The sequence below is a fragment of the Nonomuraea sp. NPDC048916 genome, assembly GCF_040649575.1.
GTDB lineage: Bacteria > Actinomycetota > Actinomycetes > Streptosporangiales > Streptosporangiaceae > Nonomuraea.
Genome location: NZ_JBEZFS010000024.1, coordinates 15,881 through 30,281, shown reverse-complemented (window position 1 = coordinate 30,281; position 14,401 = coordinate 15,881). Strand labels below are relative to the sequence as shown.

Annotated in this window: 10 protein-coding genes; 4 read left to right on the top strand and 6 right to left on the bottom strand. The window is 73.6% G+C overall.

Features of this window, described 5'->3' with window-relative positions:
- Positions 1-73: 73 nt before the first annotated feature.
- Complete coding sequence (locus tag AB0C16_RS25460) at positions 74-3,502, top strand: indolepyruvate ferredoxin oxidoreductase family protein (RefSeq protein WP_357686416.1); 3,429 nt, start codon at positions 74-76, stop codon at positions 3,500-3,502.
- A 61-nt stretch (positions 3,503-3,563) separates the two neighbouring features.
- On the opposite strand, the gene AB0C16_RS25455 is transcribed toward AB0C16_RS25460, so the two are convergent.
- From AB0C16_RS25455 to AB0C16_RS25440, 4 genes are all read right to left on the bottom strand, one after another.
- Positions 3,564-4,067, bottom strand: a complete 504-nt coding sequence (locus tag AB0C16_RS25455; protein WP_357686415.1) for a MarR family transcriptional regulator — start codon at positions 4,065-4,067, stop codon at positions 3,564-3,566.
- Between the two features lie 238 nt (positions 4,068-4,305).
- Positions 4,306-6,177 (bottom strand): FUSC family protein, encoded by a 1,872-nt coding sequence (locus AB0C16_RS25450; RefSeq protein ID WP_357686414.1) that lies wholly within the window; start codon positions 6,175-6,177, stop codon positions 4,306-4,308.
- A 178-nt stretch (positions 6,178-6,355) separates the two neighbouring features.
- Positions 6,356-7,645, bottom strand: coding sequence for an ArsB/NhaD family transporter (locus tag AB0C16_RS25445; RefSeq protein ID WP_357686413.1), 1,290 nt, complete (start codon positions 7,643-7,645; stop codon positions 6,356-6,358).
- A 123-nt stretch (positions 7,646-7,768) separates the two neighbouring features.
- Complete coding sequence (locus AB0C16_RS25440; RefSeq protein ID WP_357686412.1) at positions 7,769-8,410, bottom strand: AAA family ATPase; 642 nt, start codon at positions 8,408-8,410, stop codon at positions 7,769-7,771.
- A 160-nt stretch (positions 8,411-8,570) separates the two neighbouring features.
- Here AB0C16_RS25440 and AB0C16_RS25435 point away from each other — a divergent pair, with 160 nt between their 5' ends.
- Positions 8,571-9,602 carry a LacI family DNA-binding transcriptional regulator gene (locus AB0C16_RS25435; RefSeq protein WP_357686411.1) on the top strand — a complete coding sequence of 344 codons (1,032 nt, stop codon included), beginning with the start codon at positions 8,571-8,573 and terminating at the stop codon, positions 9,600-9,602.
- 129 nt (positions 9,603-9,731) lie between these two features.
- On the opposite strand, the gene AB0C16_RS25430 is transcribed toward AB0C16_RS25435, so the two are convergent.
- Together AB0C16_RS25430 and AB0C16_RS25425 are read right to left on the bottom strand one after the other, a co-directional pair.
- Entirely contained in the window at positions 9,732-10,850 is a 1,119-nt protein-coding gene (locus AB0C16_RS25430) for a glycerophosphodiester phosphodiesterase (RefSeq protein WP_357686410.1), read from the bottom strand.
- A gap of 80 nt (positions 10,851-10,930) precedes the next feature.
- Complete coding sequence (locus tag AB0C16_RS25425) at positions 10,931-12,085, bottom strand: RtcB family protein (protein ID WP_357686409.1); 1,155 nt, start codon at positions 12,083-12,085, stop codon at positions 10,931-10,933.
- 275 nt (positions 12,086-12,360) lie between these two features.
- Between AB0C16_RS25425 and moaA the strand changes: the two genes are divergently transcribed.
- Both moaA and AB0C16_RS25415 read left to right on the top strand, forming a co-directional pair.
- Entirely contained in the window at positions 12,361-13,350 is a 990-nt protein-coding gene (moaA, locus tag AB0C16_RS25420; RefSeq protein WP_357686408.1) for a GTP 3',8-cyclase MoaA, read from the top strand.
- Positions 13,351-13,399: 49 nt separating this feature from the next.
- Positions 13,400-14,200, top strand: a complete 801-nt coding sequence (locus tag AB0C16_RS25415; protein ID WP_357686407.1) for an NTP transferase domain-containing protein — start codon at positions 13,400-13,402, stop codon at positions 14,198-14,200.
- Positions 14,201-14,401 lie beyond the last annotated feature (201 nt).

Below are 14,401 nucleotides of genomic sequence, written 5' to 3'. Positions count from 1 at the left end.
GGCTCATACTTGCGCAAGGCGTGCCGGGTTGCTGTGCTGGGGTCCCCCAGTGCACGAAGCCGAGGAGATTAGCGTGAGCGCCGTTCCCGCCGAGGTGTCGCTCGAGGACAAGTACACGGCCGGCAGTGGCCGCGTGCTGATCTCGGGCATCCAGGCCCTGGTCCGCCTGACGCTGGAACAGCGCCGCCTGGACCGGTCACGCGGGCTGGACACGCGCGTCTTCGTCTCCGGCTACCAGGGCTCGCCGCTGGCCGGCGTCGACATGGAGATGGCGCGCGCCGCCCGCTTCCTCCAGCCCGAGGGCGTGGTGTTCCGGCCCGGCCTGAACGAGGAGCTGGCCGCCACCGCCGTGGCCGGGACACAGCTGCTGGACGGGCTGCCCGGCCGCCGGCACGACGGCGTGACGGGCTTCTGGTTCGGCAAGAACCCCGGCCTGGACCGGGCCGCGGACGCCATCCGGCACGGCAACGTGGCCGGCACCTCCGCCCTCGGCGGCGCCGTGGCCTGGATCGGCGACGACCCCGGCAGCAAGTCCTCGACGGTGCCCAGCTCGTGCGAGCCGATGTGCCAGAGCCTGTCCATGCCGCTGCTCGCCCCCGGCTCGGTGGCGGAGATCATCGAGTTCGGGCTGCACGCCGTCGCCCTGTCGCGCGCGACCGGCCTGTGGACCGGCCTGAAGATCCTCGCCGACGTCGCCGACGCCTCCGCCACCGTCGAGCTCGGCTCGCTGCGCGACGGCATCCCGGCTCCCGGCCCCGGCCGGGGCACGTCGCCCGCGCTGGTCGGCCCCGCCTCGCTGGACGCCGAGCACGACATGCTCACCCGCCGGCTCGACCTGGCCCGCGACTACGCCGCCGCCCGCGGCCTGAACCGGGTGATGTCCGGCGAGGGGCGCACGGGTCTCGGCCTCCTCGCCTCCGGCACCTCGTACGCGGTGCTCCTGCGGGCGCTGAACGACCTCGGCCTGGACGAGAGCGCGATGGACGACCTCGGGCTGCGGCTGATCAGGCTCGGCATGCCGTTCCCGCTGGCCGCCGACCGGCTCGCCGAGATGACCGCCGGCCTCGAGCGGGTGCTCGTGGTCGAGGACAAGGTGCCGTTCCTGGAAGGCCAGGTCAAGCAGGCGCTCTACGGCGGCGGGCACACCCCCGCCGTCCACGGCCGCGACCTGCTCACCGCCCGCGGCACCCTGGGCGCCGAGGACGTGGCCAAGGCGCTGGCCGGTCTCCTCGGCCCCGACCGGCTCCCGCACGCGGTCGTTCGCCTGACCACCGCCGGGAAGCCCGGCCGCGCGCTGCCGATCGTCGCCACGCGCACCCCGTACTTCTGCTCGGGCTGCCCGCACAACACCTCCACGCGTACGTCCGACAGCACGCTGGTCGGCGTCGGCATCGGCTGCCACGCCATGATCGCCATCGACGGCGACGGGCGCGGCACCCAGGTCGGCATCACCCAGATGGGCGGCGAGGGCGCCCAGTGGATCGGGCTGTCGCCGTTCACCGATGACCGCCACTTCGTGCAGAACCTCGGCGACGGCACCTTCCACCACTCCGGCTCCCTGGCCATCCGGGCCGCCGTCGCCGCCGGGGTCACCATGACGTACAAGCTGCTCTACAACGACGCCGTGGCGATGACCGGCGGCCAGCGCGCGGAGGGCCGGCTCGACGTGCCGGCGCTGACACGGTCGCTGGCCGTCGAGGGGGTCCGGCGCATCGTGATCACCACGCCCGAGCCGGAGACCTACCGGGGCGTGCGGCTGGACCCGATCGCCGTCGTCCGGCACCGCGACGAGCTCGCGGGGGCCGAGCGGGAGCTCGCGGCGATCGACGGGGTGACCGTGCTGATCCACGACGACCGGTGCGCCGCCGAGGAACGCCGGCTGCGCAAGCGCGGCAAGCTGCCCACACCCGTGCGGAAGGTCGTGGTCAACGAGCGGGTGTGCGAGGGCTGCGGCGACTGCGGTGACGTCTCCACCTGCCTGTCCGTGCAGCCCGTGCCGACCGAGTTCGGCCGCAAGACCCGCATCCACCAGCCGTCCTGCAACTCCGACCTGAGCTGCCTCAAGGGCGACTGCCCGTCGTTCCTGCTGGTCGAGCCCGGCAGCGGGCGCGCGCGGCCGGTCCCGCCGTCGCCGCCGGTCGAGCCGCCGGAGCCGGTCACCCGGCTCGCCGGCGCGGAGGTGCTGCTGCGGATGCCCGGCATCGGCGGCACCGGCGTCGTCACGATCTCCCAGATCCTGCAGATGGCCGCCCACCTCGACGGCCTGCACGCGGCCGGGCTGGAGCAGACCGGGCTCGCGCAGAAGGGCGGTCCCGTCGTCAGCGACGTCCGCATCTCCCCGCGGCCCGTCACCGGGTCCCTGCGCGCCTCGCGCGGCACCGCCGACGTGCTGATCGGCTTCGACCTGCTCGGCGCCGCGGCCGACGGCAACCTGGCCGCCGCGACACCGGAGCGCACGATCGCCGTGGTCAACACCACCCTGGTGCCGACCGCCGCCATGGTCACCGGGCGCGTCCCCGTGCCCGGCACACCCGCCGGCGCCATCGCGCGCGTCGAGTCGGCCACCGCGAGCTCCGGCAACCTCTACCTCGACGCGCTCGGGCTGTCCGAGGCGCTGTTCGCCGACCACCTGCCGGCGAACATGCTGCTCGTCGGCGCGGCGTTCCAGCACGGCTGCGTGCCCGTCTCCGCCGCCTCGATCGAGCGGGCCATCCGGCTGAACGGGGCCGCCGCCGAGCGGAACCTGGCCGCCTTCCGCTGGGGCCGCGCCGCCGCCGCCGACCTCGGCGCCGTGCTCCGCTCCCTCTCGCTCGCCGGCTCCGGCCACGGGGCGGGCGACGACCCGGACGACCTGGACGACCTGGAGGAGGTGCTGGCCGTCCGCGTCGCGGACCTGACCGGCTACCAGAACGCGGCCTACGCCGACGGCTACGCCGGGGAGGTGCGCCGCGTGCTGGCCGCCGCCGTCGAGCAGGCGGGGGAGGAGGCCGGAGGGAGGATCGGGCTCGCCTACGCCAAGGGGCTGCACAAGCTGATGGCGTACAAGGACGAGTACGAAGTGGCCCGGCTGCACCTGGACCCGGCCGAGAAGGCGCGGCGGGAGCGGGAGTTCGGGCCGGACGCGGTCGTGTCGGTGCTGCTGCACCCGCCGCTGCTGCGCGCGATGGGGATGAAGCGCAAGATCAGGCTGCGCCGCTCCGCCGGAATCCTGTTCCGCGGGCTGCGCGCCGCCCGCGTCGTGCGGGGCACCGCGCTCGACGTGTTCGGCTACGCCCGGGTACGCCGTGTCGAGCGGAGCCTCGTCACCGAATACCGCGACCTCGTGCGTGCGGCCCTCGACCGGCTGAATCCCGACACCGCCGGCACGGTGGAGGAGATCGCGGCGCTGCCGGAGCTGATCCGCGGCTACGAGGACATCAAGCTGGCCCGCGTCGCCGAGTTCCGCGAGCGCGCCGCGACCGCCCTGACCACCCTGACCGAGCCCGTCACGCACCCGGCCTGATCCGTTGCCCTCACGGCCGATCACGCTCGCGGGCCCGAGCACCCGGTGCCGAGGGGCGGTCTCAGCCGAGCAGGCCGCCCAGCCGGCCTTCGAGCACCAGCAGCAGCTCGCCGAGCAGATCGGCCAGCTCCCGCTCGCGATCGGCGGACAGCCCCGCGAGCAGCGCGTTCTCGTACTCCAGCTGCTCGGGCAGCAGCCGCATGACCAGTTCCCTGCCCGGCCCGGTCAGCGACAGGTGCGTCACCCGGCGATCTCGATCGTCCACCCGGCGTTCGACCATGCCGGCGACCTCCAGGCGCTTGATCCGCTTGGTCACGGCGGCCCCGGAGGCGAACGTCTCGCGGGCCAGCCGGCCGGGGGTGAGCTCGCCGCCGACGCGCAGCAGGGCGCAGAGGAGGTCGAACTCCGGGCGGCTCACTCCGGCCCGGCCGAGCGGGGCCTCGGCCACCTGCTGGAGAAGCGCGGCGCAGCGGTTGAGCCGGCCGATGACCGCTATGGCGTCGAGGTCGGTGTCGGGCAGGACCTGCCTCCACTGGCGCAGCGCGATCGCCACGGCGTCCTCCACGTGCCCGTCCTTTCCTCGTGCCGGCTTCCTCGCTGCCAGGTCTGGGGTATGTCCCGGGCATGTCCGGGCGCACACATCGTACGCACACCCGCCGTATCGGCAGGGGCGGCCGCACCTTGGCACCCTCGTGCTGGTCTCCGGATTCGCCGGCCACCTACCTGCGCTCCCGGACCTGAACACCAACATCGGAGACGGCTGTGACGTGGAGGGGCTCAGCAACCACATCGGCCGACTCACGTCATTCGGTCGACGCTGACCCGTGGTGAACGGCGCCGTCCCTGCCGGACTCGTGGATGCGGGACCAGCGGGTGAGCTCCGCGAGCGTGCGGTGGCCCGCGCGCTCGGCGGCGGCGATCCGCTCCTGTGGGAGCGCCGCGCTCCACCACTCGCCCGCGGCGACGTCGGCGGCCTCGCGCAGCTCCACCAGCGCGGTGGTGAGCCGGTGGCGGGCGGCGCGGACCCGCGCGGCGGACGACACTTCCATGAGGCCGGCATCCGCGACGGCGCGCTCCAGGCGCTCGACGCACTCCCGGACCCGGTGGTTCGCGCGCCGGTCGGGGAAGAGCACGCACACCAGCAGCCCGGCGGCGGCGCCCACGCAGACGTCGAGCCAGCGGTCGGTGACGAGCACGCGCACCGGCTGGCCCGCGGCGAACTGGGTCATCAGGATGGCCATCGGCGTGAGGAAGACGCTGCCCAGCCAGATGTTGCGGGTGATCGCCCATTCGGTGAGGAACTGCATGAGGAGCACGACCGCGATGAGGACGAGCGGTCCGAGCCGGGTCAACGGCACCACCGCCGTGAACAGCGCGACCCCGAGCAGGTTGCCGACGACGCGTTGCAGCGCGCGGCTCCAGGACAGCGTGGTGTTCGTGGCGAACACCGCCGTCGCGATCACCACGGCCCAGTAGGGCCGCCCGACGCCCAGCGCCATCGACGTCCAGCCGGCGAGTGCGCTGCCCGCCGCGACCAGCATGACGACGCGCCACCTCCGGGCCACCTCGCGCACCGGCCGGAGCACGCGCGCCCGCCCGGCCGTCGTCCCCGCCGACTCGGCCCGCTCTGCCGTGATCCCGGCCAGTTCGGCCTCCTCGTCAGGCGCGAAGGGCGGCGCCGGAGCAGGCATCGTCCGCCCCTTGCGAAGGTCCAGCGCCCAGCCCGCGAACAGCTCCGCCTGCGTCTCGGCGTCCACGGCGTGCGTGTCGGCGTCCAGAGCGGGCGGCCCGGCGCTCCAAGCGTGCCTTTGGGCGCTCTCCGCGTGCGGCGCCGGCCGGTCCGGCGTCGAGTCCGCCGAGTGCCCCGGGTGGCGCTTCGCGTGCGGCGCGGACCGGTCGGGTGCGGGCGCGACCGGGAGCGCGGCGGCGGACTCGGTGCGGATCAGCAGGCGCCGCAGCGCGGCCTGCCGGGGAGCGGCCGGATCCGCGCGCAGCAGCGTCTGCCACGCGGCGTTGACGGCGGCCGCCGCGGCGTGAGCGGCCTGGTGGCGGTCCTGTTCGGCCGGCCCCACCCGCAGCAGGCGGGCGGCCGCCTCCAGGGCCCGCGCGACCGCGATGCGTTCGGGGCCGTCGGGGCTGACCAGGCTGGGGGCCATTCCCACCAGCCAGGCCACGGCCCCACCGGCCACGCCGAGCGCCAGGTGCGCGGGGACGTCGGTGAGCTGCTGCGGCGTGAAGACGGCGGTCGCGGCGATGAAGGTGAACACGACGTTGCCCGGCGGGCCGATCCGGGAGGCGTCGCAGGCGGCCTTGTGCAGCCCGGCGAGGAGTGCGGCCACGGCGACCCGCAGGGCGGTCGAGTCGGTGAGCGCGGAGGTGACGAGCGCGACCGCGGTGCCCGCCAGCATGCCCAGCACGACCAGGCCCAGGGTCCTGGCGCGGGTGGCGTACGGCAGGCCGTGCCCATACAGGGCGCACAGCGCGCCGGCGACGGTGTAGAGGGCGGCGTCCAGCCGACCGGCGAGCAGCAGGACGAGGAGCGGGATCGCGGTCGCCACCACGGCGCTGAGCGCCGGCTTGTGCCAGATGTCCCCGAGCGGCCGCAGCCGCAGCGCGGCGCGGACGGGCATGCGGACCTGGAGTCCGGGCTTCTCGATCGGGGTGGTGGCGGTCACTTCTACTAGTTTAATTGTATTTTACTAGTAAAACAAATTCGTGGAAGGCGAAGGGGCGCGGCTCGTCGCGGGAGGTCGTCCACTGCAGCTCGTGAGCCGGCCGCCGGCTCGGTTCTCGGCCACGTCGGCGTGGCCTCCGCCGGCGACCTCGGCAGGGCGGCGGGCATCCCGGCGGCCGTCACGCCAGATAACGCAGCCACAGGTAGGGGGCCACCAGGCCGACCGTGACCGCGGTGACGACCAGCCCGTACCTGGTGAACTGCCAGAAGCTGATCGGGACGCGGTTGCGGGCGGCGATGCCGATCACGACCACGTTGGCGGCGGCGCCGACCGCGGTGGCGTTGCCGCCCAGGTCGGCGCCGAAGGCCAGCGCCCACCACAGCACCTGCGCCTGCTCGCCGCCGCCCGCCTCGACGAGCCTCTCCACGATCGGGCTCATCGTGGCCACGTAGGGGATGTTGTCCACGATGGCCGACAGCACGGCCGAGACGCCGAGCAGGCCCAGCGCGGTCACCTCGGGCCGCCCGTCGGTGGCCGCCACCGCGGCCCGCGCGATCTGCTCGATGACGCCGGTCTCGACGAGCGCGCCGACCATGACGAACAGCCCGGCGAAGAAGACCAGGGTGGGCCACTCGACCTCGCGGATGGCGTCCTCGGTGGTCACCCTGGTGGCCGCGACCAGGATGCCCGCGCCGAGCAGCGCGACCACCGACGGTTCGTAGTGCAGCACCGGGTGCAGCACGAACGCGGCCATCACCAGGGTGAGCACGGCCAGGCTCTGCCACAGCAGCCGGTGGTCGGCGATCGCCTCACGCTCGTCCAGCGTCATGATCGCCGCCGCCCGTTCGGGGTCGTAACGGAACGCTCCGCGGAACAACACCCGGCACAGCCCGGCGAACACCACCATGAGCACGACGACCATCGGCGCCATGTGCACGAGGAAGTCGTTGAAGGTCAGCCCGCCGCGGCTGGCGATGATGATGTTGGGCGGGTCGCCGATCAGGGTGGCGGTGCCGCCGATGTTGGAGGCCATCGCCTCGGCGATGAGGAAGGGCGCGACCGGCAGCGCGAGCCGGTCGCAGACCAGGAACGTCACCGGCGCGATCAGCAGCACCGTGGTGACGTTGTCGAGCAGCGCCGAGGCCGACGCGGTGATGACCACGAGCAGGACCATCAGCCGGTACGGCCGGCCGCGGGCACGTTTGGCGGCCCAGATGGCGAGGTATTCGAAGACGCCCGTCTGCTTCAGCACGCCGACGATGACCATCATGCCGAGCAGCAGGAAGATGACGTTCCAGTCGATGCCGCTGTGCTCGGAGAAGAACGCCGCCCCCGCGTCGCTGGCGTGGACGAGCAGCATGATCCCGGCCCCGCCGAGCGCCGCCGCCACCCGATGCACCTTCTCGGTGGCGATCAGCGCGTACGAGGCCAGGAACACGGCGACGCTGAGCCAGGCGAGGCCGCTCATCGGGAGACCGCGGCGGGGCGGAGGAGGAGGGGGGAGGAGGCGTGCACGGGCGAATCCTTCGCTCGACGGGACACGGACCTGCCGACGAGGCTTCCCGGCGCACCGGCGGCGAGCGTAGCAAGATCACCTCATCGCGTTCGGCCGGGGCGGCCGGGGCGGCCGGGGCGGGCCGTCGAAGCGGATGCCCGCCAGGAGATCGGCGCCGGCGCGGTCCAGCACGACGGCGCCCGCCGCCGGCGCCGCCAGCCCGGCGCGGGCCCGCGCGAGCAGGGCGGCCCAGTGGCGGCGGTGCCAGGCGAAGGTCCGCTCGCCGACGACCCGGTTCCTGGCCCGCTGCCCGGCGCGCGCGGCCTCCGGCGAGGCGTCGAGGAGCAGCAGGTGGAAGGCCGCGCCCGAGCGCCGGGCCAGCCAGGCGAAGGTCCGCAGCACTCCCGGCCCGCAGCCGCGGTTGTGCGCGATCACCGCGCGGCCGGATCCGAGGGCCCGGTGGATGCGCCACAGGTGGGTGGCGAACACGACGGCGGTGCGCGCCGGTTTGGGCGCCCAGGCCAGCCGGCCGGCCCACCGCACGCGCGACTGCGCCGAGTCGATCACCGTGACCGGGCCCGCCGCCACCGGCCGGCGTTCGGTGCCGTCGAGTTCGTACAGGCGGCGTAACAGGGTGGTCTTGCCCGCGCCGGGCAGGCCGGTGAGGATCACCAGCGATCCCGCCGGGAAGCGTAACGTCTGGGCCGCCTCTCGGGCGGCCGGCACCGAGCCCGTCAAAGACCCTCATCCTCGCGGCGCCTGGACGACGGGCAGTATAGGGCAAAACATCCCGCCGATCATCTCGCCGCTCGCCCAACCGCGGTCGGCCGAGGTCTCCCAGGTGACGCGCGCCGCCAGACCGCCTGTTAGCGTTATCGCCTGAGGGGGGTGGAGCCGGATGGCCACGAGGTCTGAGGGGCGGGGGCCGCGCGGCAGGCCCGCGGTGCTGGGAGACGTGGCCGCGCTGGCCGGCGTCTCGGCGATGACCGTGTCACGGGTGCTCAACGCCCCCGACCGGGTGCGCGCCGAGACGCGCGAGCGTGTGCTCGCCGCGGTGCGCGAGCTCGACTACTGGCCCAACTCGGCCGCCCGCCGGCTCGTCACCGGCCGGTCCGGCGTGCTCGGCGTGGTCAGCATCGACACCACCCTGTACGGCCCGGCCACCACCCTCTACTGCATCGAGCAGGCGGCCAGGCTCAGCGGCTACACCGTAAGCATCGCCAGCCTGAGCACGCTGCATCGCCGGTCCATCCAGGAGGCCGTGCACCGCCTCGGGGCGCAGTCGGTCGACGGCGTGGTCATCGTGGCGCCGCACGAGTCGGCGGCCGACGGCCTGCTCCACCTGCCTCCCGACCTGCCCGTGGTCGCCGTTGACGCCGGCTACGACTGCCCGGTCCCGGTGGCCATGGTCGACCAGCGGGCCGGCGCCGCGCGGGCCACCCGCCACCTGCTCAGCCTCGGCCACGAGACGGTCTGGCACGTGGGCGGCCCGGTCGACTGGATCGACGCCAGCGGCCGGATCGAGGGCTGGCGAGGGGTGCTGGAGGCCGAGGGCCGCCCGGTGCCCGACCCGCTGCGCGGCGACTGGAGCCCCCGCTCGGGCTACCAGCTCGGCCGGCGCCTGGCCGAGGACCCCTCGGTCACAGCCGTCTTCGCGGGCAACGACCAGATGGCGCTGGGCGTGCTGCGGGCGCTGCGCGAGGCCGGCCGGCGGGTCCCCGAGGACGTGAGCGTGGTCGGCTTCGACGACATGCCCGAGTCGGCCTACTACTGCCCGCCGCTGACCACCGTCCGCCAGGACTTCCGCGAGGTCGGCAGGCACGCCTTCCACCTGCTTCTCGATCGGATGGCGGGCGAGCCGGCCGAGTCCCGGCGGCTGGTCGAACCCGACCTCGTGGTCAGGGAGAGCACCGGCGCCGCCCGCCGGTAACCGGTCTCAGGCCCAGCCGGATCACGTCCCCGGCACCGGGGCAGCGGCTCCCGCTCGACGTCTGGATGGGGCCGCGGCGCGACCCGCCCGCCGCTGCCGTCGCGGGCGTGGCCGGCCGGCAATGACCGCTCAGCCGGTCCGGCGCGCGACCACCGCCCGGCCCATCGCCGGGTCGTCGCAGAACGCGCCGTCGACGCCCAGATCGAGGAGCCTGGCGAGCCAGCCCGCCACGTCACCGGTGGCGCGCGCGTAGACCGGGCTCGCCGGATCACCCAGCCGGTGGTCGGCCGGCAGCTGGGAGTTCTCGTTCCGCACGGTCCACACGTGCACGTCCAGCCGCCGCCGGTGGGCGTCGGCCACCAGCGTGGTCGGCGTCCCCAGCCGCCCGTCGGGCCCCACGGGCACCACTCGCCGCGTGTCCACCCCGATGCCGTCGGCGTACCGGGACACCTCGCGCAGCCCGTCCGGCTTCACCATGTCGTCGTAGGTGCGCGGGTCGCCCGCGGCGGTCCAGTCGTACGGCGCCCCGCCCCAGGTGATCAGCTGGATCAGCGGCAGCTTCGTCCTGGTGCGCAGCTCGCGCAGGTTGGCCGTCTCGAACGACTGGATGAAGACCTCGCGCATCCGGGTGGCGTCGAGCACGGCGAGCAGCGGCTCCTCCAGCGACAGGCCGATGGAGTCGAAGTAGGAGGGGTGCTTGGTCTCGGGGTAGACGCCCACGCCGTGGCGTTGCGCCAGCCGTACGACCTCCTCGAACGTGGGGATCTCGGCCAGCCCGTCGAACGCCGTGTTGTCCGGCCGCAGGTCCGGCACGCGCTCGCGGGCGCGCAGCGTCTTCAGCTCGGCCAGCGTGAAGTCCTCGGTGAACCACCCGGTGACCGGCCGGCCGTCGATCGTCTTGGTGGTGCGCCGGTCGGCGAACTCCGGCCGCCGCGCCACGTCGGTGGTGCCGGAGATCTCGTTCTCGTGCCGGGCCACCAGCACGTGGTCCCTGGTCGAGACCAGGTCAGGCTCGATGTAGTCGGCGCCCATCGCGATGGCGGCCTCGTATGACAGCAGCGTGTGCTCGGGGCGGTGGGCGCTGGCGCCGCGATGCCCGATCACGAGAGGGGCCTGGCCGCGGCGCTCGGCGGCGACCGGGGTGGAGGTGGTGGTGGCGGCGGCGGTGGCGGACTGGATCAGCACAACGGCGACCGTACCGCCGGTCAGCACCGCCAGCGCACCCGCGAGTAACCTGCGCATCGTCATGCGCGTACGGTAGATCGCCGCGGTGGCCCAGGAGTGAAGACTGAGCCACCGCGCAGGAGCGATGTCAGCCCTTGTAGATATCAGCCCTTGTAGTTGAACACCTGGCTGAGCGTGTGCCGCACCTCGACCAGATCCTGCTGGTCGGCCATGACCTGATCGATCGGCTTGTAGGCGTCGGGGTGCTCGTCCACCAGCGCGGCCGCCCGGCCGGAGTTCCAGGTGCGGCCCCGCATCGCCTCGGTGAGCGAGGCCGCCGACAGCTGCCGCTTGGCCCTGCTCCGCGACATGCGCCGACCCGCCCCGTGAGAGCAGGAGTTGTAGGAGTCGGGGTTGCCGCGCCCGCGCACGATGTAGGAGCGGGTCCCCATCGAGCCCGGGATCACGCCCTCGTCGCCGGTGTCGGCCTTGATGGCCCCCTTCCGGGTGATCCACAGCTCCTTGCCGCCGTGGATCTCCTGCTGGGTGAAGTTGTGATGGCAGTTGATCGTGCGGACGCGGGCGCCCTGGCCGGCGACGCGGAACAGCGCGTTGCTGAGCACCCGGTCCATCCGCGCGCGCGAGGCCATCGCGTAGCGCTGCGCCCACAGCATGTCCTCGATGTACGCGGTGAACTCCGGCGTGTTCTGCACCAGGTACGCCAGGTCGGGATCCTCCAGGCCGACCGCCTGGCGGCGCATCAGCCGCTTGGCGTCGGCGATGTGCTTGACGGCCAGCTGGTTGCCGATGCCGCGCGAGCCCGAGTGCAGCACCGTCCACACCCGGTCGCGCTCGTCCAGGCAGACCTCGACGAAGTGGTTGCCCGAGCCGAGGGTGCCGAACTGCGTCGACACCTTCTTCTCCTGCTGGGGCGTGAGGCTGGTGTGCGGCCGGCCGAGGTCGCTCAGCGCCCGGTCGAGGGCCGGGTCGTCGTGGCCCTTGCCGACGCCGGCCGGGATGCGCCGCTCGACCAGCGGCATCAGCGGGCCGAGGTCGTCGGGCAGGTCCGCGGCCGTCAGGGTCGTCTCGGTGGCGACCATGCCGCAGCCGATGTCGACGCCCACGGCGGCCGGGATGATGGCTCCCTCGGTGGGGATCACCGAGCCGACCGTTGCCCCGATGCCGACGTGCGCGTCCGGCATGAGAGCGACGTGGCCGGACACGAACGGCAGGCGGGCGGTGCGCGCGGCCTGCGTGATCGCACCTTCGTCGATCTCACTGGCCCAGGACAGCAGGTTCGGTGCGGGCTGGTTCGGCATGATCTGGATCTCCTTACGTGGACATGATCCAGTTTGTGCGATCTTGGAGCGGATCCCCACTCATTTATCGGTCCCGCCCCTGCATTGTCCCCCCGCTCGGCGCCCCCCCTCGGCGCGGGCGGCGGGCGGGCCGCGTGCCGTGCCCGAGGGTGATCTAGGGTGGGGTCACGTCCGCTCGGCGGATGTCGACGCCCGGCTGACCCCGGGCTTCGAGGGCCGGCCGGCGCGCCACGTAGGCTGGCCGTCTGGCCATTCGGAACAGGAGGTGACGCCCCATGTTGCGAGACTCGTTCGGACGGGTGGCGACTGATCTTCGGGTGTCCCTCACGGACAAGTGCAATCTGCGCTGCGCCTACTGCATGCCTCCCGAAGGACTGGAGTGGCTGCCCAACGCCCAGCTGCTCACCGCCGACGAGGTCGTCCGGCTGGTCACGATCGGCGTCGAACGCCTCGGCATCACCGAGGTCCGCTACACCGGCGGCGAGCCGTTGCTCCGCCGCGAGCTGGTCGACATCGTCGGCCGCACCACCGCGCTCGGCCCCGGGCCGCAGGTCTCGCTGACCACCAACGGCATCGGCCTGGCCAAGCTGGCCGGTCCGCTCGCCGAGGCCGGGCTCGACCGGGTCAACGTCTCACTCGACACGCTCGACCGCGAGGTGTTCAAGCGGCTCGCGCACCGAGACAGGTTCGGTGACGTGATCGCCGGCCTGGCCGCCGCCGAGGAGGCCGGCCTGCGTCCCGTCAAGGTCAACACCGTGCTGATGCGCGGCGTCAACGACCACGAGGCCGTGAGCCTGCTCCGCTGGTGCCTGGAGCGGGGCTACGAGCTGCGCTTCATCGAGCAGATGCCGCTCGACGCCCAGCACGGCTGGACCCGCGAGGGCATGGTGACCGCCGACGAGATCCTCGCCTCGCTGTCCGCCTCGTTCGAGCTCACCCCCGACGACCTGGAGGAGCGCGGCAGCGCCCCCGCGGAGCGGTTCCTGGTCGACGGAGGTCCCGCTCGGGTCGGCGTGATCGGCTCGGTGACCCGCCCGTTCTGCGGCTCCTGTGACCGCGTACGTCTCACCGCGGACGGGCAGATCCGCAACTGCCTGTTCGCCACCGAGGAGTCCGACCTGAAGACCGCCCTGCGCGCGGGCGCCTCGGACGACGAGCTGGCCGAGCGCTGGATCTCCGCCGTGTCACGCAAACGCGCCGGCCACGGCATCGACGATCCGTCGTTCCTGCAGCCCTCCCGGCCGATGTCGGCCATCGGCGGCTGACCGTTCGCGGCCTGTGGCGACCTGTGCCGGTGCGACGGACGGTGAGCGCGTGAGCGGCGGCTACGACGCGGTGATCCTGGCGGGAGGGCAGGCGCGCCGGCTCGGCGGGGTGGACAAACCCGGCCTGGCCGTGGGCGGCCGGACGATGGTCGAGCGGGTCGTGGCGGCCGTTCCCGGCGCTCTGCGGGTCGTCGTGGTCGGGCCCGAGCGGCGGCTGGCCGGGGTGGTGTCCGCACGGGAGGACCCTCCGGGCGGCGGGCCGGTGCCCGCGCTGCGGGCCGGGCTGCGCGAGGTCACTGCGCCCTGGGTGGTGCTGCTGGCCGGAGACCTGCCGTTCCTGGCGCCCGCCCATCTGACGCCGCTGCTGGAGGCGCGGACACCCGGCGCGGGCGGCGTCGTGGCCGTCGACGCCGGCGGGCGGGAGCAGTGGCTGCTGGGCGTGTGGCGGGTCGCGCCGCTGCGAGCGGCACTGGACGGTTACGACGGGCGGTCGCTGCGCGGGCTGCTCGGGCCACTGGTCGCCGGCCGGGTGCCGTTGCCCGGCAGGGCGTCGTTCGACTGCGACACAATGGACGATCTCAAGGAGGCTCACATGAACGTGCTCAACGAGTGGACCGCGCTGGCCTGCAAGGAGCTGGGCATCGACCCCGCACGCGTCGACCGCGACGCGATCCTCGACCTCACCAAGGAGGTGGCGCACGGGGTGGCCCGGCCCGCCGCGCCGCTGACCGCCTATCTGCTGGGGCTCGCCGAGGGCTCCGGCACCGCCCCGGCGGACGCCGTGGCCCGGCTGACCACCCTGGCCGGCAACTGGGCGCAGGCCACCGCCGAGACGCTGACCGACGACTGACACTCCGACGAACTCGTGATGTCAACCTCTGCGTGAAGCTGAAGATTTCCTGGGAATTCCGAACGCGTTGGAGCGTAAACGATTTCGGGAAAGACGCCCTATCGAATCGGGTCACCGCTGTCGGACTGATCATCCAAAGACAAAGGTTTCCCCAGGAAAGGGGCGACGCCGGGTGGTTACGGGGGCAAACCACCCGGCGTC